Below are 19,464 nucleotides of genomic sequence, written 5' to 3'. Positions count from 1 at the left end.
GCAATCAACGAGACAAGCGTATGGCTAACTTCAAGGTCGACACCGAACTCCACGGTGAGCTCAACTGCTGGCGCATCAGCAGCGCCCACGCCGAACTACTGATCGCCCAGCAGGGTGCGCAGATCCTCAGTTACCAGCGGATCGGCGAGCCGCCGCTGTTGTGGCTGAGCGACCAGGCGATCTTCCGCCAGGGCAAATCCGTGCGTGCCGGGGTGCCGGTGTGCTGGCCCTGGTTTGGCAATTTGCAGCGCAACCCCGAATCTGTTCAAAAAATGTACAACGCTGAGCAGGCACCGGCGCATGGCCTGGTGCGTGCTCGCGACTGGCAGCTGCGCGGGGTCGAGGAAGTTGCTGGCAGCCTGCATATCGAATTCGAACTGCCCGAGGCCCAGGGCGATCTGCCTGGCTGGCCGCACGCGGTCGAGTTGAAGCTGCTGATCGAACTGGGCGAGCAGCTCAAGGTGACCCTGACCAGCCGCAATCTGGGCAACGACAGCGTGACTATCAGCCAGGCGTTGCATAGTTACTTTGCGGTCAGCGACGTGCGCCAGGCGCGGGTCGAAGGCGTCGAGGGGCTGGATTACATCGAGACCCTGGCTGATTGGCAGCAACGCCAGCAGGCGGGTCCGCTTGGGTTTGCCGGCGAGACTGATCGGATCTACCTGCACACGCCGCAGCAGCTGAGCATTGTCGATCCGCATTGGCAGCGACGGATTACCCTGAGCAGCAGTGGCTCGCGTTCGGCGGTGATCTGGAACCCGTGGACCGAGCGGGCCAAGGAATTGGCAGACATGGCCGATGATGGCTGGCAGCGGATGCTGTGCATCGAAACCGCCAATGTGTGGGATGACGTGGTGCTGCTCAAGCCGGGGGCAAGCCAGGCGCTGAGTGTGGTGATTGGCAGCGAGGCGCTCTAGTCCGAAATAGGTGGCGGCCCGTACCGGCCTCTTCGCGGGGCAAGCCCGCTCCTACAGGATCACTGCAACCCCCTGTAGGAGCGGGCTTGCCCCGCGAAGAGGCCAGCACCAACAACCTCAGAGGTCAGCGTCCTCCACAACCCTCACCTGCCCAGCATCCAGCGCATAGGCCGCATCAGCCAAATCATTGCTGACCTTCTCCAGCTTCAACGTGCCGCTGACCCACAGCGGCGTGTAGATGTCGTCGATCTTCAATCCTTTCGGATAACGCACTAACACCAGCTGGTTCGGTGGCGGCGGCGGCACGTGGATACAGGCGCCTGGATACGGCACCAGGAAGAACAGCGTACTGTTGCCCTTGGCGTCGCTCTCCAGCGGCACCGGGTAGCCGCCAAGGCGGATCTGTTTGCCATTCATCGCTGCCACGGTCTTGGTCGAGTACATCACCGCCGGCAAGCCCTTGCTCTGCTTGAGGCCGCCCTTGTCGGTAAAGGTACCCATGGCTTCAGGCGAGTCGTGGTCGATTTCAGGCATCTGCTCCAGCGCCTTCTGGTCCGACGTGGGCATCAACTCGAGCCAGTCGGTTTCGGGCAACTCGGCATGGGCCAGGGTACTGGCCAGCAGCAGGGGAAGGAGAAACAACGCACGCATGAGAACGCTCGGCAACTCGATAGAATTGCCGGGCATTCTAACGTGCAATCAGCGTTTCTTGATCAGTCCGTAGATCACCAGCAGGACGACGGCGCCGACCAGCGCGCCGAAGAAGCCCGCGGCCTGGCCAGCCTGGTAGATGCCCAACGCCTGGCCGCCGTAGGTCGCCAGCAGCGAGCCGGCAATACCGAGGAGGATGGTCATGATCCAGCCCATGCTGTCGTCTCCTGGTTTCAGGAAGCGCGCCAGCAGGCCGACGATCAGGCCGATGAAAATGGTTCCAATGATGCCCATGGCAATCCCTCTGCAATGAAGAAGAAAACAGCCAAAGCCTAGACAGCGCTTTGGCGTGTTGCCATCTCAGAGGGTTTACCAACCGCAGAGGTTCAATCAGCCGGCGATCAACGCCTCTACTTCGGCGATCTTGCCCTGCAGGGTGAGCATGTCGGAGCAACGCAGGGTGGCGTGGCCAACCTTGCGGCCGACCTTGAAGGCCTTGCCATAGTGATGCAGGTGGCAATCGTCGATGGCGACGATCTTGTCCACCGCCGGCACTTCACCGATGAAGTTGAGCATGGCGCTTTCGCCGACCTTGGCGGTCGAACCCAGCGGCAGGCCGGCAACGGCGCGCAGGTGGTTCTGGAACTGGCTGCACTCGGCGCCTTCGATGGTCCAGTGGCCGGAGTTGTGCACCCGTGGGGCAATCTCGTTGGCCTTGAGGCCACCGTCGACTTCGAAGAACTCGAAGGCCATCACGCCCACATAGTCGAGCTTCTCCAGCACGCGGCCAACGTAGTCTTCGGCCAGCGACTGCAGCGGGTGGTCTTCACTGGCGACCGACAGGCGCAGGATGCCGCTCTCGTGGGTGTTGTGCACCAGCGGGTAGAAGCGCGTTTCGCCATCGCGGCCACGCACGGCGACCAGCGAGACTTCACCGGTGAACGGTACAAAACCTTCCAGCAGGCACGGCACGCTGCCCAGTTCGGCGAACGTATCGAGCACGTCTTCAGGCGTGCGCAGGACTTTCTGGCCCTTGCCGTCGTAGCCCAGGGTGCGCGTCTTGAGCACGGCCGGCAGGCCGATGCTGGCAACCGCAGCGTCGAGGTCGGCCTGCGACAGGATGTCGGCGAAAGCCGGGGTGGGGATGCCCAGGTCGCGGAACATGCTCTTCTCGAACAGGCGGTCACGGGCGATGCGCAGCGCTTCGGCGCTCGGGTAGACCGGGACGAACTGCGAGAGGAAGGCGACGGTCTCGGCCGGGACGCTTTCGAACTCGAAGGTCACCAGGTCGACTTCGTCGGCCAACTGGCGCAGGTGCTCCTGGTCGCCGTAGTCGGCACGCAGGTGCTCGCCCAGCGGCGCGGCGCAAGCGTCCGGCGCGGGGTCGAGGAAGGCGAAGTTCATGCCCAGCGGGGTGCCCGCCAAGGCCAGCATGCGGCCCAACTGGCCGCCACCGATTACACCGATCTTCATGTGGTAAGCCTCAAACCTGACGCGGGTCTGGATTGTCCAGGACGGTTTCGGTCTGTTCCGTGCGGAACTGCTTGAGCGCCGCGTGGAACTGCGGGTGCTTGGCACCGAGAATGCTCGCCGACAGCAATGCGGCGTTGATCGCGCCAGCCTTGCCGATGGCCAGGGTCGCAACCGGCACGCCAGCTGGCATCTGCACGATCGACAGCAGCGAGTCGACGCCCGACAGCATCGACGACTGCACCGGTACGCCGAGCACCGGCAGGTGAGTCTTGGCGGCGCACATGCCTGGCAGGTGGGCAGCGCCACCGGCACCGGCGATGATCACCTCGATGCCGCGGCCTTCAGCCTCATCGGCATACTGGAACAGCAGATCCGGGGTACGGTGGGCGGAAACCACCTTCACCTCGTAGGGAATGCCGAGTTTTTCCAGCATATCGGCGGTGTGGCTAAGGGTGGACCAATCGGACTTGGAGCCCATGATCACGCCAACCAGTGCACTCATCGTCGAGCCTCTTCGCTTGTGCGCCATCTGGCGCGTCAAAAAACAACAAGCCACGCGGGACGACCGGCGTGGCTTGTTTGCTGATCATGACCGGAATCTATCCGGTCGAGGGGCCGCGCAGTATAACGTAACGCGATAGCATCCCGGCACCCCTGGCGACCAACTGTCGGGCCTATTTTTCGGGGGTTTGGCTGACTTTCGGGTCAACTGTGCCGCCTTCCAGCTTGCGCCACAGCAGCCTGACGTTGGCCTTGCGCACCAGGGCGCAGCGGTACAGGCGAATCTCCAGCGGCACGTGCCAGGCGCTGGTGCCACACACCGCCAATTCACCGCGCGCCAGCTCGCCTTGCATCGACAGGCGCGGCACCCAGGCAACGCCCATGCCTTCAAGCGCCATGCTCTTCAGGCTGTCGGCCATCGCTGTCTCGTAAACCGTGGTGTAGCGCAAGTTGCGCTGGCGCAGCAGCAGGCTCACCGAACGGCCGAGAAAGGCCCCGGCGCTGTAGGCCAGCAGCGGCACGCTGGCGTCGCCTTCCAGATCGAACAGGGGGTTGCCATCGGGGCCGACGGCGCAGACCGGCAGCATCTCGGTGGTGCCCATATGCAGGGAGGGGAATATCTCGGCATCCATCTGCAGCGCAGCGTCCGGGTCATAGAACGCCAACATCAGGTCGCAGCCACCTTCACGCAGGGCGTGCACCGCGTCACCGACGTTGGTCGCGACCAGGCGGGTGGCGATGTTCAGGCCGTCGTTACGCAACCCCGCTACCCAGCGCGGGAAGAACCCCGAGGCCAGCGAGTGCGCTGCGGCAACCTGGATAACCTCCCCCTGGCCACCTTCAATATGATGCAAATGGCGAAGAACCTCGCTCAACTGGTCGACAACCGTACGCGCGGTGACGAGAAACAGCTGGCCAGCCTCGGTCAGCTCGATCGGCGTGCGTGAGCGGTTCACCAGGGTCAGCCCCAAGGCGGCCTCGAGGCTGCGAATGCGCCGGCTGAAGGCCGGCTGGGTGACGAACCGGCGCTCCGCCGCCTGGGAAAAACTACGCGTCGAGGCCAGCGCACTGAAATCTTCCAGCCATTTGCTTTCAAGGTTCATCAAGCCATCTCCCACCGTGCACCAAAATGGAACACGCTCGAATATCAATTGACGTCACATTAATCATTATGCCGTTTGCGCATAGGTTAGCGCCTAACAGCATTGGCCGACAAATCCTCGCAGGCCTAGGATTGGCGGCATTCCGGCAGGTGCCGGGTCAAACTCGAGATGATATCCATCATGTCCTCCGCTGCATCGTTCCGCGTCGAAAAAGATCTGCTTGGTACCCTTGAAGTCCCTGCCGATGCCTACTACGGCATCCAGACTCTGCGCGCTGCCAACAACTTCCACCTCTCCGGCGTTCCGCTGTCGCACTACCCGAAACTGGTAGTCGGCCTGGCGATGGTCAAGCAGGCAGCTGCTGACGCCAACCGTGAGCTGGGGCACCTGAGCGATGCCAAACACGCGGCGATCACCGAGGCTTGCGCCCGTCTGATCCGCGGCGACTACCACGAGCAGTTCGTGGTCGACATGATCCAGGGCGGTGCTGGTACTTCTACCAACATGAACGCCAACGAAGTCATCGCCAACATCGCGCTGGAGGCCATGGGCCACCAGAAGGGCGAGTACCAGTACCTGCACCCGAACAACGACGTGAACATGGCGCAGTCGACCAACGACGCCTACCCGACCGCGATCCGCCTGGGTCTGCTGCTCGGTCACGACGCCCTGCTGGCCAGCCTCGACAGCCTGATCCAGGCGTTCGCTGCCAAGGGTGAAGAGTTCAGCCACGTCCTGAAAATGGGCCGTACCCAGTTGCAAGACGCCGTGCCGATGACCCTCGGCCAGGAATTCCGCGCCTTTGCCACCACCATGACCGAAGACCTCAACCGTCTGCGTTCGCTGGCGCCAGAGCTGCTGACCGAAATCAACCTGGGCGGTACTGCAATCGGTACCGGCATCAACGCCGACCCGGGCTACCAGATGCTCGCCGTACAGCGCCTGGCAACCATCAGCGGCCAGCCGCTGGTACCGGCTGCCGACCTGATCGAAGCAACTTCCGACATGGGCGCCTTCGTCCTGTTCTCGGGCATGCTCAAGCGTACCGCGGTCAAGCTGTCGAAGATCTGCAACGACCTGCGCCTGCTGTCCAGCGGCCCACGTACCGGCATCAACGAGATCAACCTGCCAGCACGCCAGCCAGGCAGCTCGATCATGCCAGGCAAGGTCAACCCGGTGATCCCGGAGGCCGTCAACCAAGTGGCCTTCGCCATCATGGGCAACGACCTGGCCCTGACCATCGCTGCCGAAGGTGGCCAGCTGCAGCTGAACGTGATGGAGCCGCTGATCGCCTACAAGATCTTCGACTCGATCCGCCTGCTCCAGCGCGCCATGGACATGCTGCGCGAGCACTGCATCGTCGGCATCACCGCCAACGAACAGCGCTGCCGTGAACTGGTCGAGCACTCGATCGGCCTGGTCACCGCCCTGAACCCGTACATCGGCTACGAAAACGCCACCCGTATCGCCCGCGTTGCCCTGGAAACCGGCCGCGGCGTACTGGAACTGGTGCGCGAAGAGCAGCTGCTGGACGAAGAGATGCTCAACGACATCCTGCGTCCGGAAAACATGATCGCTCCACGTCTGGTACCGCTGAAAGCGTAACCGACGGCTGTAACTGACTCACCAGGTTTGAGGGACTAGACACCTCTCGACCTTTCAAGGGCCCGAGCGCACGCTTCGGGCCCTTTTTTTATGTGCAGACTCTGCGGGACGCTGCCCGGCACACAATTTGCTCCATAATGCCTCCCAAGCCACGGGATTGCCGAGCATGCTGCACAGCCACCTGACTACCCTCAACGCCGTTTCGCTGATCCTCACGGTTTTCCAGGAGGAAGGCTGCGATGCCTCGGCGTTGCTGGCCGGCAGCGGCATTGGCCCAGCCGACCTGGGCCATGCGGATGCACGCATCACCACTCAACAAGAGCTGCAGGTATGCGCCAACGCCGTCAGCCGACGTGCGGAGATCGGCCTCGAGCTGGGCCGGCGCATGCATGTGTCGTGCTACGGCATGCTCGGTTACGCCTTGCTCTCCAGTGCCACTTTGGGTGACGCCCTGCGCCTGGCACTGCGCTATCCGGCACTGCTGGGAACAGTCTTCCAGCTGCGTTTGCTCGACGATGGGCAGCGCGTCTGGTTCAGCGCAAGCGATTACCGCGACAGCCCGGCGCTGGCCACCTTCAATGCCGAATTCTGCCTGGTTTCGCTGAAAACCATCTGCGACGACCTGCTGGGGCAGACGCTGCCGCTGTTGGCCGCGCGCTTCGAACACGGCCGACCCAGCTATCACGCGCGGTATCAGGGTGCATTCCCCTGCCCGCTGGGCTTCGCCGCGGGTGAAAATGGGTTCGCCTTCGAACGGCACTGGCTGGACATGCCGTTGCCGTTGGCCGACCCAGTCACCCACAAGGCCATGAGCGAGCGCTGCCGGCAGCTGAACCTGGAGTTCACCGGGCGCCAGGCCTGGCTGGGGCGGATTCGCCAGTTGCTGCTGCAGCAGCTGGATGCGGCGCCTGGGCTGGAAGGGCTGGCGCGGCAGATGAATTGCTCGTCGCGCACGTTGCGCCGGCACTTGCAGGCGCTGGGCAGCAGTTATCAGCAATTGCTCGACGAGCTACGGTTTGAGCGGGCCAAGCAGTTGCTGGCCGAGGACCAGATGCCGATTTATCGGATTGCCGAGACCTTGGGTTTTAGTGAGACCGCGAGTTTTCGGCATGCCTTCCAGCGTTGGAGCGGGGTGGCGCCCAGTCATTTTCGCGGTTAGTCAGTAAGGGCCTATTCGCGGGGCAAGCCCGCTCCTACAGGTTCTGTGTGCGCCGCGTTCCCCTGTAGGCGGGCTTGCCCCGCGAAGAGGCCGTGACTGGCCAGCCCAATGGCCACATCGATCCCCTTTTGGCCATCCCCGACGTTCTCCAGCCACTGGCAGGCCGCGACAATGGACCCACGCCAGTTACCCCGGAGAACAACAAATGCTGACGATCTATTCCGATGATCACCGCCTGCACCACGGCCGCTGCGAGCTGATCGACGGCAAACTGATGCCGTGCTTCGAGATGCCTTCGCGCGCTGACCACGTCCTCGACCAGGTCAACAAACGCAACCTCGGCCCGGTGCAGGGCCCGACCGATTTTGGCCGCGCACCGCTGCAACGCATCCACAGCGCCGACTACCTGAACTTCTTCGAAGGCGCCTGGGCCCGCTGGGCAGCACTGGGCCACGACGGCGACCTGCTGCCTTTCACTTGGCCAGCGCGGACCCTGCGCCAGGTCAAACCCAGCGGCCTGCATGGCGAACTGGGCTACTACAGCTTCGATGCGGGCGCCCCCATCACTGCTGGCACCTGGCAGGCCGCCTACAGCGCCGCGCAGGTCGCCCTCACCGCCCAGGCGGCCATCCAGCAAGGCGCGCATGCGGCCTTCGCCCTGTGCCGACCACCAGGCCACCATGCCGCTGCCGAAGTCATGGGCGGCTATTGCTACCTGAACAACGCTGCCATCGCCGCCCAAGCCTTCCTCGACCAGGGGCAGGGCAAAGTGGCGATCTTTGACGTCGACTACCATCACGGCAATGGCACCCAAGACATCTTCTACCAGCGCAATGAAGTGTTCTTCGCCTCGATCCATGGCGATCCACAAGACGAATTCCCGTTCTTCCTCGGTTATGCCGACGAGACCGGCGAAGGCGCCGGAGAAGGTTTCAACATCAACTATCCATTGCCCGCCGGCAGCGATTGGGACGCCTGGAACCACGCCCTGGAAGACGCCTGCCAGCGCATCGAAAGCTATGCGCCAGATGTACTGGTGATCTCCCTTGGCGTCGACACCTTCAAGGACGATCCGATCTCGCAGTTCAAGCTCGACAGCCCGGATTACCTGAAGATGGGCGAGCGCATTGGCCGCCTCGGCAAACCGACCCTGTTCGTCATGGAAGGCGGCTACGCTGTAGAGGAAATCGGCATCAACGCGGTCAATGTGCTGGAAGGCTTCCAGCGCGCTCAGCCAGGAGCCAAGCCATGAACCGACTCACGCGCCTGCTCGCCCCTCTGCTCGCGGTAAGCCTGGCTGCTGGGGTGGTTCAGGCGCAGGCCGAGCAGCGCACCTTGCGCGTGTACAACTGGTTCGACTACATCACCCCACAGACCCTGACCGACTTCCAGAAAGACAGCCAGCTCAAGTTGATCTACGACATCTTCGACACCAACGAGGCACTGGAAGCCAAGCTGCTCACCGGCAACTCCGGGTATGACGTGGTGGTGCCGTCCAACGTGTTTCTTGCCAAGCAGATCGAGGCCGGCGTGTTCCAGCCGCTGGATCGCAGCAAGTTGCCCAATTGGCAGCATCTGGACCCGGCGCTGATGAAACTCATCGAAGCCAACGACCCGGGCAACAAGTTTGCCGTGCCCTACATGTACGGCACGGTGCTGATCGGCTTCAACCCGGCCAAGGTCAAGGCCGCGCTCGGCGACACGGCGCCGGTCGACAGCTGGGATCTGATCTTCAAGGAAGAGAACCTCGCCAAGCTCAAGCAGTGCGGCGTCGCCCTGCTCGATTCGCCGTCGGAAATTCTGCCACTGGCCCTCAAGTACCTGGGCCTTGACCCCAACAGCAACAAGCCCGAGGACTACAAGAAAGCCGAAGCGCTGCTGCTGAAGATTCGTCCACACGTCACCTACTTCCACTCCTCCAAGTACATGGCCGACATCGCCAATGGCGACATCTGCGTGGCGGTGGGCTATTCCGGCAGCTTCTCGCAGGCGGCCAACCGTGCGCGCGAGGCGAACAACGGTGTGGTGGTGGACATGCGCCTGCCTAAAGAGGGCGCGCCGATCTGGTTCGACATGCTGGCCATACCGAAGAATGCGGCCAACGCTGACGATGCGCATGTGTTCATCAATTACCTGCTGCGGCCTGAGGTGATTGCGCCGATCAGTGATTTTGTCGGCTATCCGAACCCGAACAAGGACGCGACCGAGAACGTCAGCCCGGCGATTCGTAATAACCCCAATCTGTATCCGACGGCCGAGGCGATGAGCACGCTGTATACGCTCAAGCCGTTGCCGCGGGATGCGGAGCGGGCGCGGACCCGAGCCTGGACGCGGATCAAGTCCGGGACCTGATTTGAGTCCGGGGGCTGCTTTGCAGCCCCGGCTATCTCCAGGCCCTGCGCAAGCGCATCAAGGCATCAGCAATCTGCGCCTCCGGTACCGCGGCAAACCCCAGCACCAGCCCCGCGCGGTTATCCATAGGCACGTCACTGTCCTCCAGCCAGTAACGGCTCAGCGGATTCACCTCGACGCCGACCGCCTCGGCGCTGGCTACCAACTCACTTTCCCGCGCCAAGTTATCCACAGCCACCTTCACATGCAGCCCTGCCGACACCTGCGGCATCGCGCCCAACCCCGCCACGCCCTGTGGCCAGCCCGCCTTGAGCACATTGCGCCGGCTCAACGCTGCCCGCCGCATACGGCGAATATGCCGCTGAAAATGCCCCTGGGCGATGAACTGCGCCATCACGCACTGCGTGCCCACTTCCGAGTGCCGCACCGCCAGCGCGCGGCCCTGGCTGAACGCCTCGACCAGACGCTGCGGCAACACCAGGTAGCCCATGCGCAACGCGGGAAAGGCAATCTTGCCGAAGGTACCGACGTACAACACCCGCCCGTGCCGGTCCAGGGCCGCCAAGGGCGCCAGCGGTGCACCGCTGTAACGGTACTCGCCATCGTAGTCATCCTCGATGATCCAGCCATCCTGGCGCTCGGCCCACGCCAGCAATGCCAAGCGCCGGGCCAGGCTCATGGTGACCCCGGTGGGATACTGGTGCGCCGGGGTGACATAGGCCAGTCGGCAGTCGGTCAAGTCCGCGAGCCGGGTGCAATCGAGCCCCTCATCGTCTACTGGCACTCCCCGCACCCGCCCACCCGCAACGGCGAAGGCCTGCCCTGCTGCGCGATAGCCAGGGTTTTCCACAGCTACCTCGTCGCCAGGCTGCATCAGCAACTGTGCACAAAGGCTGATTGCCTCCTGCGCACCACTGGTGATCACTATTTGTCCAGCCGTGCACGACATGCCCCGCGAGCGGCGCAGGTAGGCGGCGATCAATTCACGCAGCAGCGGCTCACCCGCAGGGTCGCCATAGCCAAGTTGAGCTGGATCGGGATTGCGCCAGAAGCCCGCTTGCAGCTTGGCCCAGACCTCAAACGGGAACAGATCGAAAGCTGGAACTCCCACCCGGAATGCCCGTGGCGGGCCGACTTTTGGCGACGGCAGGTAGTTATTTTTCAGACGCTCCAAGGGCTCACTGGAGCGGCCAAAACTGGATAAATCCTCAGTGCTTTTATCTAAAAATGTGGATAAGTCTGTTGATAACCCATGGGATAACCCTGTGGACAGTTGTGTGGATAGTTTTGGCAGCTGGGTGACGTAGGTGCCATCCCCGACCCGGCTTTCGATATAGCCTTCGGCATACAACTGGTCATAGGCGCGCACCACACTGTTGCGCGAGAGCGAGAGCATCCCTGCCAGATCGCGAGTAGCGGGCAGGCGCGTGCCGCTGCTCAAACGCCCATCGAGCACGCGCGCGCGTAACGCCTGATAGAGCTGCTGACTGAGCCCTCGATGCTGGTCGAGAACGATCCCGGCAGGATCGAATGGCAATACCAAGGGACGCTCGCTCATTGCATTGGACCTATCAAATCTACCGTCAATGGCTCTTAACCTAGACCAATAGCCTGCCTAGGATGGAGCCATTCGACAAGGAACTCACCATGTACAACAGCAAACCGCATCAGGAGCACGACCTTGAGCGCCTGCACCAGCAGATGCAGCAGACCCGCCTGGCCGTGCTGGTGACCCACGACGAGCAAGGCCTTCTGGCCAGCCATATACCGGTGTTGATCGACACCGGCGAAGGTCAGTTCGGCACCGTTTACGGCCACCTGGCCCGCGCCAACCGCCAGTGGCAAGTTCTCGAGCAAGGTGCTGAAGCGTTGCTGGTGTTCGCCGGCGCCGACGCTTATGTCAGCCCTGGCTACTACCCAAGCAAGCTCGACAATCCCAAGGTGGTGCCCACCTGGAACTACCTGGCGGTGCATGCCTACGGCGCCGCGGAAGTGGTGCAGGACGGCCCGTGCCTGCTGGACATCGTCAGCCGCCTGACCGACCTGCACGAGCAAGGTCGTAGCGTGCCCTGGAAAGTCGCCGATGCGCCCAGCGACTACATCGAAGGCATGCTGCGCGCCATCGTCGGCTTCCGTCTGCCCATCGCCCGCCTACAAGGTGCGCGCAAACTCAGCCAGAACCGCTCGGCGCAAGACGTCGAAGGCGTGCGCCAGGGCCTTGCCAGCAGCACCGACCCACAAAACAACCAACTTGCGGCGCAGATGCGCCCACTGTGAAGGAATAGCCCAATGTCCAGCGTCACTATCCGCCCGGTCAGCGCCGACGATCACGCCGCCTGGCTGCCCCTGTGGCAGGCCTATCTTCGCTTTTATCAAACCGAGCTGGCCGATGACGTCAGCGCCGTGACCTGGCAGCGCATCCTCGATCCGCAAGAACCGACCCACTCGGCACTGGCCTGGGTCGATGGCAAGGCGGTGGGGATGGTCAACTGGATCTATCATCGAACCAACTGGAGCATCGCCAACACGTGCTACCTGCAAGACCTCTACGTTGACGGCGATCAGCGTGGCCTGGGCGTCGGCCGGCAACTGATCGAACAGGTCAACGCTACCGCCAAAGCGGCCGGCTGCTGCAGGGTGTACTGGCTGACCCACGAAACCAACACCCCCGCCATCGGCCTCTACGAGCAGGTCGCCGAGCGTGCGGGCTTCATCCAATTTCGCCAAACGCTGTAAGACAGGAGCCACCCATGAGTCAGCTTAGTAACTGGCAGCCGGCGACTTTGCCTCAAGCCGAGCCCCTTGAAGGGCGTTTCATTCGCCTGGAGAAGCTCGACCCGGTCCGTCATGCAGACGATCTCTGGGAGGTATTGCAGGGCCCGCAATCCGATCCGGCCCTGTGGGACTACCTGCCCTATGGTCCGTTTGCCGAGCGCGCGCCCTTCGACCAATGGCTTGCAGGCAATGCTGCCAGCGTAGATCCGCTGTTTTACAGCGTCATCGACCGTACCAGCGGCCAGGTCCAAGGGATCCTCAGCCTGATGTCGATCGTGCCAGCCCACGGCCGCATCGAAATCGGCCACATAGCCTTTGGCGCAGCGATGCAGCGCACCCCCAAGGGCAGCGAGGCGGTCTATCTGCTGGGCAAGTTGGCTTTCGAACTGGGCAATCGCCGCCTGGAATGGAAGTGCAACAACGCCAATGCCCGCTCCAAGCGTGCAGCGGAGCGCTTCGGCTTCATCTACGAGGGGGTGTTCCGCAATCACATGGTGATCAAGGGCCAGAACCGCGACACGGCGTGGTACGCGATTACCGATGAGGAGTGGCCAGCAGTGGCGGCGGGTTTCGAACGCTGGCTGAGTGCCGACAACCAGCGCCCCGAGGGTCAGTCGAAGACGCTGGAAGCTTGCCGCGAGCAGGGCTGAGTATCAGCTCAGGTGGCGTTTGAGCTCGGCAATGTGCTCTGGGCCGATGCCGCAGCAACCGCCGAGCAGGCTGGCGCCGCGCTGACGCCAATCCTGGGCCCAGCTCAGGTAACCCGGTGGGTCGAGGTCTTCGCGCAGCTCGTCCAGGCCATCGTTGGCGGTGGCGTCCTTGGGCTGCGGCGGGAAGGCATTGGCGTAGGCGCCGATGGCGATATCCACCGCGAGGCGCTCGAACACCTCGCGTGCGGCGTCAATCGCGGCACCGATCACCTCTGGCTGGCTGCAGTTGAACAGCATGGCTTTCACGCCCAGCTTGGCCACGGCTTCGGCTGCCTCGGTCACGCTTTCACCTGAACGCAGCGTCGGCACATCGCCGACGTCTTCATCCTGCAGGGTGAACGATACCCACAACGGCTTGCCGTCTGCCGGCAACTGCGCGGCAATTGCCTGCACTTCAGCGATGGCGCTCTGAGTCTCGGCCAGCCACAGATCGACATACGGCGCCAGGCCAACCACCAACGGCAGCAGTACCTCGGTCACTCGCTGTGGTTCGAAAAGGTCGGGGCGGTAAGAGCCGAACAACGGCGGCAAGGAACCGGCAACGCGCACCGGCCGTGGGCTGGCATCGGCTGCAGTACGCGCCAGCTGACCGGCGGTCGCGGCCAAGGCGAAGCCTTCATCGGCAAAACGCGCGTCTCCAATATGGAACGGCACCACCGCGTAACTGTTGCTGGTGATCACCCCGGCACCAGCCTCGATATAGGCCGCATGCACCGCCACCACCGCTTCCGGCGCCTCGCTCAGCGCAAGCGCCGACCACTCCGGCTGACGGAACGGCGCGCCTCGGCGCTGCAGCTCCCGACCCATACCGCCATCAAGAATTTCCAACGTCCGATCGGCCATATAACTTCCGCTTATATTGATATGAATATTATTCACTGGTGACTTCAAACTTATAACTATTAAATATCGAATCCGGTTTTTTTAACAACTTTTTCCCAGGTAACTCCATGCGATTGTCTTCCTTGCTTTGCGCAGGCCTTCTGGCCTTGAGCGCCACCTCTGCAGCCTTTGCCGGTGCCACCCTGGACCGCGTCGAGTCGCGCAAGGAAGTCGTCAACGTGCTGATGGAGAGCTACCCGCCGTTCTCCTTCCTCAACGACCAGAACCAGCTCGATGGTTTCGACGTCGACGTGGCCAAGGCTGTGGCGGCCAAGCTCGGCGTCAAGCTGCGCCTGGAAACACCGTCCTGGGACGTCATCGCGGCTGGCCGCTGGAGTGGTCGCTACGACCTGTGCATCTGCTCGATGACGCCAAGCAAGGCCCGCGCCGAGGTATTCGACTTCCCGGTGGAATACTACGCCTCGCCTGCAGTGATCGTGGTAAATGCCAAGGATGATCGGATTCATGCAGCCAAGGACCTCGACGGCCTCAAGGTCGGCCTGACCAGCGCCTCCAGCTATGAGAGCTACCTGAACAAGAACCTGGTGATCGAAGGCGCCGAAGACAAGAAGATCGAATACCCCTTCGACTTCGTCCAGATCGCACCGTATGACACCGACAACGTCGCCTTCCAGGACCTCGGCCTGGGTGCTGGCGTGCGCCTGGATGCGATCCTGACCAACCTGGTGACCGCGCAGCCGCGCCTGGATCAGGACAAGCGTTTCAAGCTGGCGGGCGCGCCGTTGTATGAAGAGCCCAATTCGGTAGCCATCGAAAAAGGCGACCCGGAGTGGGACGCCAAGGTGCGCCAGGTATTCGCCGAGCTGAAAGCCGATGGCACGCTGGCCAAGCTGTCGCAGAAGTGGATCGGCGCCGACATCAGTAAATGAGTGCCCACCAACCTGCACCCAAGCCCGTCGCTGCCGCGACGGCTTCGCGCCTGTTCGGCTTTCGCACCCGCCTGTACCTGACGTGGCTGGTGTTGCTGTTGCTGTTCGTGGGTTTCTTTCTCAGTTTTGACCTGAAGTTCTCGATCATCGTCGAGAAATTCCCCAACCTGGCAGGCTTCAAACTCGGTCCCAATGGCTTCTTGCAGGGTGCTGCGCTGACCCTGTTCCTGTGCCTGTGCTCGATGGTGGTATCGGTCGCGCTGGGCTTTGCCGCCGCCCTGGCACGGCTGTCGAAGAGTGCCGTGTTGTTCGGCGTGGCCAGTTTCTACACCTCGTTCTTCCGTGGCACGCCGCTGCTGATCCAGATCCTGTTGATCTACCTGGGCCTGCCGCAGCTTGGCCTGGTGCCTGGCGCCATCGCAGCGGGGATCATCGCCCTGTCGCTCAACTACGGCGCGTACCTGAGCGAGATCTTCCGCGCCGGCATCATCGGCGTCGCCCTTGGCCAGCGCCAGGCGGCACTCGCCCTGGGCATGCGCCCGGCGGCGATCTTCTGGCACATCACCCTGCCCCAGGCCATGCGCACGATCATCCCGCCAAGCGCCAACCAGTTCATCTCGATGCTCAAGGACTCGTCACTGATCTCGGTGATGGGCGTCTGGGAAGTGATGTTTCTGGCGCAGTCGTACGGGCGTTCGAGCTATCGCTACCTGGAGATGCTGACCACTGCGGCGGTGATCTACTGGGTGCTGTCGATCCTGCTGGAGCTGGTGCAGGCTCGGCTGGAGCGGCATTTTGGCAAGGGCTATCAGCGCTAGGGCTATCTGAACTGGTGGGGGCGCTTGACTACCCCCATCTGCAGACCAAAAGGTCTGAACACGGCGTTCAGCGACTTCAGTGTCGGGTTGCCTTCACCCTGCTCAATCTGGATCAGTGTGCGCACTGATATCTTGCACATACGCGCGAACGAGGCCTGCTGCATCTTGGCCACCTCAACCCGCAACCGTCGCACGGCAGCGCCCAAGTCCAGACTCCCGTCAGCAATACCTTCGCGTACGCCCTCGATCAGCACACCGCGTATATCAATCGACAGCGTCATATCAGCGACCAGTCCTTCATTTTTTGTTCGAGCTTACTCAGAGGGATGGCCGGGTGGTTCATCACGGCATCCGGCAGTCCGGACGCAGACAAGATATCTGGCAGTGCCAGCAAATGCCGAGCATCCTCGCGGAGTTGTTCATAGGCTTGTGCTGGATCCACCAAGGCAGCCAATGTGTTACAGGCGGCCCGCCAATCGATGTCCCCAGCCCGCTCAATGGGTGCCGCCCACTTGGTGGTCCGCGTTACACCTTCAGCATCCATCACCATCGGCGCAAGGTCGTAGATAGGCGCCAGGCGCATGGTTTGCGAGGTGCGAATGATTGCCGTATTGCGCCCATGGTTATCGGAGTTTCCCAGGATTTTGTTGATCAGATCGCGACGCAAATACTCTGCGATCAAGTCAGGGACCTGGGATTCTTGCCCAGCGCGCTGCCAAATCCGCGCCAGCACGTGGATAGCCTCCAGATGCCCGGTCCGCCCGCCCGCTACTCCTAGTAATGAGTAGATCGACTCGACAGCCAACCGCTCCACACCTTTATCAGATACGCGTCGATCAAAACGCTTCATCCACAGACTGGGCTTGGTCGCTTCCTCCAGTGCCAGTTCCGGGCTCGCAACCGTTTCGATATTGAGGCTCTCCAGCGCTTTGTAATACAGGTACTCGGCACGAAGAATATCTTGGTCATTGGCCAACGCCTGGTTGCGGGCAAATTTGACGAACCAGTGACAGCAAGCGTGTTCATCCTCCAACACAGCATCCGGGTAGAGGCGCCCATCCCTACCTTCAGTCAGCAACAACTTGGGCGCTTCGCCCCCGGCGCCGGTAGCGCCGCCAATGGCCGCGCCTTGCTCGTAGGCATACTCGAGAAAACGCTGGTCCCTCGTCACCACCTCTGCCCGAGGAAATCCGATGGGGTCGCTTGTATCCAAGTGCTCAACCGACTCTTTGATACGAAGGTTACCAATGGGCGCTGGCGTACTACGCCCCAACAAAAACATGTCGTCACTGAAGCCTTCAGGTTTCTCGCGACCAATATGCTGCAGGAGAAAGCGTTTGGCAGCACCAGAAGGCGCAATGTCATAAAGAAACGCGGGGGCGTGTGGCAGCCGATAGGCGTCGAAGTCAACGGGCAGGTTTACACTGACCGCTTGAGCGAATTGGCTATCGTATACCTCAGGATTGCACCTGACGTAATCCGATTTGTAGGCAATTTCACAGGGGCTCAATAACCCTTGAGCAGGCTCCGCGAATGTCATGACCATCGCATCGTGCCATTTGCCTTCGACGTACAACTGGAGCATTAATCTGTACATGACGGACCTGCAATTTATTGCATATTCTCGGCAGCATACACCGCCACTTCTGCAATATAGTGCATCTATCAGAAAATACGAGCCCGGATTCTGCATCTAAATGCAGAATTAGGGCTGTCTACTCTGAATAAACGCATTTAAATGCAGATCACAGGTACAAAAAAAGGGGAGCTTATCGCTCCCCAATGAGGTTAACCGCTTGCAGATGAGGGCTTGGCTCAGCCCTCGATCTCGATCAGGATTTCGCCCGGCGTTACCCGGTCACCCTTGGCCACATGAATGGCGACAACCTTGCCGGCGATAGCCGCCTGGACTTCGGTCTCCATCTTCATCGCCTCGGTGATCAGCACAGCCTGGCCGGCCTTGACCTCGTCACCTTCCTTGACCAGCACATCGACGATGTTGCCCGGCATGGTGGTGCTCACGTGACCTGGAGCACTGGCCTGCTTGCGCTTGCTGCCGCCACCACCGACGAAGTCGTTGAGCGGCTCGAACACCACTTCTTCCGGCATGCCATCGATGGACAGGTAGAAGTGACGCTTGCCTTCGGCCTTGACGCCAACCCCGGTGATGTCGACGCGGTAGGTCTCGCCGTGCACATCGATGACAAACTCGGTCGGCACGCCTTCACCGCCAGGTGCAGCAACAGCACCGGCTTCAGGGATCGGCAGCAGGGCTTCAGGGCTCAGGGTGCCGGCTTCGCGCTCCTCAAGGAACTTGCGGCCAATGTCCGGGAACATGGCAAAGGTCAGCACATCTTCTTCGCTACGGGCCAATGCGCCGATATCGCCACGCAACTTGGTCATTTCTGGCTTGAGCAGGTCGGCCGGGCGCACGTCGATCACGTCTTCGCTGCCGATTGCCTGGCGCCGCAGCTGTTCGTTGACCACGCCCGGGGCCTTGCCGTAGCCGCCTTGCAGGTAGAGTTTGACCTCGTTGGTGATGGTCTTGTAACGCTCGCCAGCGAGCACGTTGAAGAACGCCTGGGTACCAACGATCTGCGAGGTCGGGGTGACCAGCGGCGGGAAGCCGAGGTCTTCGCGCACACGCGGGATCTCTGCCAGCACTTCGCTCATGCGGTTGAGTGCGCCCTGCTCCTTGAGCTGGTTGGCCAGGTTGGAAATCATCCCACCCGGGACCTGGTTAACCTGCACACGGGTGTCGACCGCGGTGAATTCGCTTTCGAACTGGTGGTACTTCTTGCGCACGGCGTAGAAGTACAGGCCGATTTCCTGCAGCAGCTCGAGGTCCAGGCCGGTGTCGAACTCGCTGCCCTTGAGCGCGGCAACCATCGACTCGGTGCCCGGGTGGCTGGTGCCCCAGGCGAAGCTGGAAATGGCCGTGTCGATATGGTCGGCACCGTTCTCGACTGCTTTGAGCTGGCACATGGCGGCCAGGCCGGCAGTATCGTGAGAATGGATGAACACCGGCAGCGACTGCTCGCTCTTCAAGGCCTTGACCAGCTCACCGGTGGCGTATGGGGTAAGCAGGCCGGCCATGTCCTTGATCGCAACCGAATCACAGCCCATGGCTTCCATCTGCTTGGCCTGGGCAACGAAGGCTTCGATGGTGTGGACCGGGCTGGTGGTGTAGGCGATGGTGCCTTGAGCGTGCTTGCCAGAGGCCTTGACTGCCTCGATGGCGACACGCAGGTTACGCACGTCGTTCATGGCGTCGAAGATGCGGAACACGTCGATGCCGTTGACCGCAGCCTTGGCCACGAAGGCCTTGACCACGTCATCACTGTAGTGGCGGTAGCCGAGCAGGTTCTGCCCGCGCAGGAGCATCTGCAGGCGAGTGTTGGGCAGTGCCGCGCGCAGCTTGCGCAGGCGCTCCCACGGGTCTTCCTTGAGGAAGCGCACGCAGGCATCGAAGGTGGCGCCACCCCAGACTTCCAGCGACCAGTAGCCGACGTTGTCGAGCTTTTCGCAGATCGGCAGCATGTCTTCGGTACGCATGCGAGTGGCCAGCAGGGACTGGTGGGCGTCGCGCAGGATCGTGTCGGTTACGTGAATTTTCTTGGACATTATG

At 62.0% G+C, this 19,464-nt stretch carries 20 protein-coding genes; 10 read left to right on the top strand and 10 right to left on the bottom strand.

Annotation, left to right across the window (positions count from 1 at the left end; genetic code table 11):
* The first annotated feature begins 20 nt into the window (after positions 1-20).
* Complete coding sequence (locus tag J3B00_RS02600) at positions 21-917, top strand: D-hexose-6-phosphate mutarotase (protein WP_209863253.1); 897 nt, start codon at positions 21-23, stop codon at positions 915-917.
* 117 nt (positions 918-1,034) lie between these two features.
* Here J3B00_RS02600 and J3B00_RS02595 read toward each other — a convergent pair whose 3' ends face one another.
* The 5 genes from J3B00_RS02595 to J3B00_RS02575 form a co-directional block, all read right to left on the bottom strand.
* Entirely contained in the window at positions 1,035-1,568 is a 534-nt protein-coding gene (locus J3B00_RS02595; protein ID WP_209863248.1) for a DUF3299 domain-containing protein, read from the bottom strand.
* A gap of 48 nt (positions 1,569-1,616) precedes the next feature.
* A complete protein-coding gene (locus J3B00_RS02590) occupies positions 1,617-1,862 on the bottom strand; it encodes a GlsB/YeaQ/YmgE family stress response membrane protein (RefSeq protein ID WP_119137131.1) in 246 nt (81 codons plus the stop codon).
* A 96-nt stretch (positions 1,863-1,958) separates the two neighbouring features.
* Positions 1,959-3,041: a 5-(carboxyamino)imidazole ribonucleotide synthase gene (locus tag J3B00_RS02585; RefSeq protein ID WP_209863244.1), complete on the bottom strand. Its 1,083-nt coding sequence runs from the start codon at positions 3,039-3,041 to the stop codon at positions 1,959-1,961.
* A 10-nt stretch (positions 3,042-3,051) separates the two neighbouring features.
* A complete protein-coding gene (purE, locus tag J3B00_RS02580; RefSeq protein WP_119137129.1) occupies positions 3,052-3,543 on the bottom strand; it encodes a 5-(carboxyamino)imidazole ribonucleotide mutase in 492 nt (163 codons plus the stop codon).
* A gap of 172 nt (positions 3,544-3,715) precedes the next feature.
* The gene (locus J3B00_RS02575) at positions 3,716-4,645 is read right to left on the bottom strand and encodes a LysR substrate-binding domain-containing protein (protein WP_209863241.1); all 930 of its coding nucleotides are present in this window, start codon (positions 4,643-4,645) and stop codon (positions 3,716-3,718) included.
* A gap of 180 nt (positions 4,646-4,825) precedes the next feature.
* Between J3B00_RS02575 and aspA the strand changes: the two genes are divergently transcribed.
* The 4 genes from aspA (at position 4,826) to J3B00_RS02555 (ending at position 9,761) form a co-directional block, all read left to right on the top strand.
* A complete protein-coding gene (gene aspA / locus J3B00_RS02570; RefSeq protein WP_119137127.1) occupies positions 4,826-6,250 on the top strand; it encodes an aspartate ammonia-lyase in 1,425 nt (474 codons plus the stop codon).
* Positions 6,251-6,416: 166 nt separating this feature from the next.
* Entirely contained in the window at positions 6,417-7,409 is a 993-nt protein-coding gene (locus J3B00_RS02565) for an AraC family transcriptional regulator (RefSeq protein WP_209863238.1), read from the top strand.
* A 205-nt stretch (positions 7,410-7,614) separates the two neighbouring features.
* A complete protein-coding gene (locus J3B00_RS02560) occupies positions 7,615-8,661 on the top strand; it encodes a histone deacetylase family protein (protein WP_209863234.1) in 1,047 nt (348 codons plus the stop codon).
* Complete coding sequence (locus tag J3B00_RS02555) at positions 8,658-9,761, top strand: polyamine ABC transporter substrate-binding protein (RefSeq protein WP_209863231.1); 1,104 nt, start codon at positions 8,658-8,660, stop codon at positions 9,759-9,761. The genes J3B00_RS02560 and J3B00_RS02555 overlap by 4 nt, the downstream gene beginning before the upstream one ends.
* 31 nt (positions 9,762-9,792) lie before the next feature.
* Here the strand turns inward: J3B00_RS02555 and J3B00_RS02550 are convergent, their stop codons facing one another.
* Positions 9,793-11,319: a PLP-dependent aminotransferase family protein gene (locus J3B00_RS02550; protein ID WP_209863228.1), complete on the bottom strand. Its 1,527-nt coding sequence runs from the start codon at positions 11,317-11,319 to the stop codon at positions 9,793-9,795.
* A gap of 89 nt (positions 11,320-11,408) precedes the next feature.
* Here J3B00_RS02550 and J3B00_RS02545 point away from each other — a divergent pair, with 89 nt between their 5' ends.
* From J3B00_RS02545 to J3B00_RS02535, 3 genes are read left to right on the top strand one after another with little or no spacing between them, the layout of a single operon-like run.
* Positions 11,409-12,038, top strand: a complete 630-nt coding sequence (locus tag J3B00_RS02545) for an FMN-binding negative transcriptional regulator (protein ID WP_209863224.1) — start codon at positions 11,409-11,411, stop codon at positions 12,036-12,038.
* A gap of 12 nt (positions 12,039-12,050) precedes the next feature.
* Positions 12,051-12,497 carry a GNAT family N-acetyltransferase gene (locus J3B00_RS02540; RefSeq protein ID WP_209863220.1) on the top strand — a complete coding sequence of 149 codons (447 nt, stop codon included), beginning with the start codon at positions 12,051-12,053 and terminating at the stop codon, positions 12,495-12,497.
* Positions 12,498-12,511: 14 nt separating this feature from the next.
* Complete coding sequence (locus J3B00_RS02535) at positions 12,512-13,186, top strand: GNAT family protein (RefSeq protein ID WP_209863210.1); 675 nt, start codon at positions 12,512-12,514, stop codon at positions 13,184-13,186.
* A gap of 3 nt (positions 13,187-13,189) precedes the next feature.
* On the opposite strand, the gene J3B00_RS02530 is transcribed toward J3B00_RS02535, so the two are convergent.
* On the bottom strand, positions 13,190-14,089 hold the full coding sequence (locus tag J3B00_RS02530) for a homocysteine S-methyltransferase family protein (protein WP_209863207.1): 900 nt from the start codon (positions 14,087-14,089) through the stop codon (positions 13,190-13,192).
* A gap of 107 nt (positions 14,090-14,196) precedes the next feature.
* Here J3B00_RS02530 and J3B00_RS02525 point away from each other — a divergent pair, with 107 nt between their 5' ends.
* Together J3B00_RS02525 and J3B00_RS02520 are read left to right on the top strand one after the other, a co-directional pair.
* Positions 14,197-15,018 (top strand): ABC transporter substrate-binding protein, encoded by an 822-nt coding sequence (locus J3B00_RS02525; protein WP_209863202.1) that lies wholly within the window; start codon positions 14,197-14,199, stop codon positions 15,016-15,018.
* Entirely contained in the window at positions 15,015-15,836 is an 822-nt protein-coding gene (locus J3B00_RS02520) for an amino acid ABC transporter permease (RefSeq protein ID WP_209863197.1), read from the top strand. The genes J3B00_RS02525 and J3B00_RS02520 overlap by 4 nt, the downstream gene beginning before the upstream one ends.
* 2 nt (positions 15,837-15,838) lie before the next feature.
* On the opposite strand, the gene J3B00_RS02515 is transcribed toward J3B00_RS02520, so the two are convergent.
* The 3 genes from J3B00_RS02515 to oadA form a co-directional block, all read right to left on the bottom strand.
* The gene (locus J3B00_RS02515; protein ID WP_209863194.1) at positions 15,839-16,117 is read right to left on the bottom strand and encodes a helix-turn-helix transcriptional regulator; all 279 of its coding nucleotides are present in this window, start codon (positions 16,115-16,117) and stop codon (positions 15,839-15,841) included.
* Complete coding sequence (locus J3B00_RS02510) at positions 16,114-17,433, bottom strand: HipA domain-containing protein (RefSeq protein WP_209863193.1); 1,320 nt, start codon at positions 17,431-17,433, stop codon at positions 16,114-16,116. Before J3B00_RS02510 ends, J3B00_RS02515 begins: the two co-directional genes overlap by 4 nt.
* 218 nt (positions 17,434-17,651) lie before the next feature.
* A complete protein-coding gene (oadA, locus tag J3B00_RS02505) occupies positions 17,652-19,460 on the bottom strand; it encodes a sodium-extruding oxaloacetate decarboxylase subunit alpha (RefSeq protein WP_209863190.1) in 1,809 nt (602 codons plus the stop codon).
* Positions 19,461-19,464 lie beyond the last annotated feature (4 nt).

This window comes from Pseudomonas sp. BP8 (genome assembly GCF_017875955.1).
Lineage (GTDB): Bacteria > Pseudomonadota > Gammaproteobacteria > Pseudomonadales > Pseudomonadaceae > Aquipseudomonas.
This window is presented reverse-complemented; position numbering and strand designations above follow the sequence as displayed.

Coding starts and splice junctions, on each gene's coding strand:
- J3B00_RS02515 (WP_209863194.1), bottom strand. CDS start 16,117: ATGACGCTGTCGATTGATATACGCGGTGTGCTGATCGAGGGCGTACGC.
- J3B00_RS02545 (WP_209863224.1), top strand. CDS start 11,409: ATGTACAACAGCAAACCGCATCAGGAGCACGACCTTGAGCGCCTGCAC.
- purE (WP_119137129.1), bottom strand. CDS start 3,543: ATGAGTGCACTGGTTGGCGTGATCATGGGCTCCAAGTCCGATTGGTCC.
- J3B00_RS02550 (WP_209863228.1), bottom strand. CDS start 11,319: ATGAGCGAGCGTCCCTTGGTATTGCCATTCGATCCTGCCGGGATCGTT.
- J3B00_RS02520 (WP_209863197.1), top strand. CDS start 15,015: ATGAGTGCCCACCAACCTGCACCCAAGCCCGTCGCTGCCGCGACGGCT.
- J3B00_RS02535 (WP_209863210.1), top strand. CDS start 12,512: ATGAGTCAGCTTAGTAACTGGCAGCCGGCGACTTTGCCTCAAGCCGAG.
- J3B00_RS02510 (WP_209863193.1), bottom strand. CDS start 17,433: ATGTACAGATTAATGCTCCAGTTGTACGTCGAAGGCAAATGGCACGAT.
- J3B00_RS02575 (WP_209863241.1), bottom strand. CDS start 4,645: ATGAACCTTGAAAGCAAATGGCTGGAAGATTTCAGTGCGCTGGCCTCG.
- J3B00_RS02540 (WP_209863220.1), top strand. CDS start 12,051: ATGTCCAGCGTCACTATCCGCCCGGTCAGCGCCGACGATCACGCCGCC.
- J3B00_RS02555 (WP_209863231.1), top strand. CDS start 8,658: ATGAACCGACTCACGCGCCTGCTCGCCCCTCTGCTCGCGGTAAGCCTG.
- J3B00_RS02525 (WP_209863202.1), top strand. CDS start 14,197: ATGCGATTGTCTTCCTTGCTTTGCGCAGGCCTTCTGGCCTTGAGCGCC.
- J3B00_RS02590 (WP_119137131.1), bottom strand. CDS start 1,862: ATGGGCATCATTGGAACCATTTTCATCGGCCTGATCGTCGGCCTGCTG.
- oadA (WP_209863190.1), bottom strand. CDS start 19,460: ATGTCCAAGAAAATTCACGTAACCGACACGATCCTGCGCGACGCCCAC.
- J3B00_RS02565 (WP_209863238.1), top strand. CDS start 6,417: ATGCTGCACAGCCACCTGACTACCCTCAACGCCGTTTCGCTGATCCTC.
- J3B00_RS02585 (WP_209863244.1), bottom strand. CDS start 3,041: ATGAAGATCGGTGTAATCGGTGGCGGCCAGTTGGGCCGCATGCTGGCC.
- J3B00_RS02595 (WP_209863248.1), bottom strand. CDS start 1,568: ATGCGTGCGTTGTTTCTCCTTCCCCTGCTGCTGGCCAGTACCCTGGCC.
- J3B00_RS02560 (WP_209863234.1), top strand. CDS start 7,615: ATGCTGACGATCTATTCCGATGATCACCGCCTGCACCACGGCCGCTGC.
- J3B00_RS02600 (WP_209863253.1), top strand. CDS start 21: ATGGCTAACTTCAAGGTCGACACCGAACTCCACGGTGAGCTCAACTGC.
- aspA (WP_119137127.1), top strand. CDS start 4,826: ATGTCCTCCGCTGCATCGTTCCGCGTCGAAAAAGATCTGCTTGGTACC.
- J3B00_RS02530 (WP_209863207.1), bottom strand. CDS start 14,089: ATGGCCGATCGGACGTTGGAAATTCTTGATGGCGGTATGGGTCGGGAG.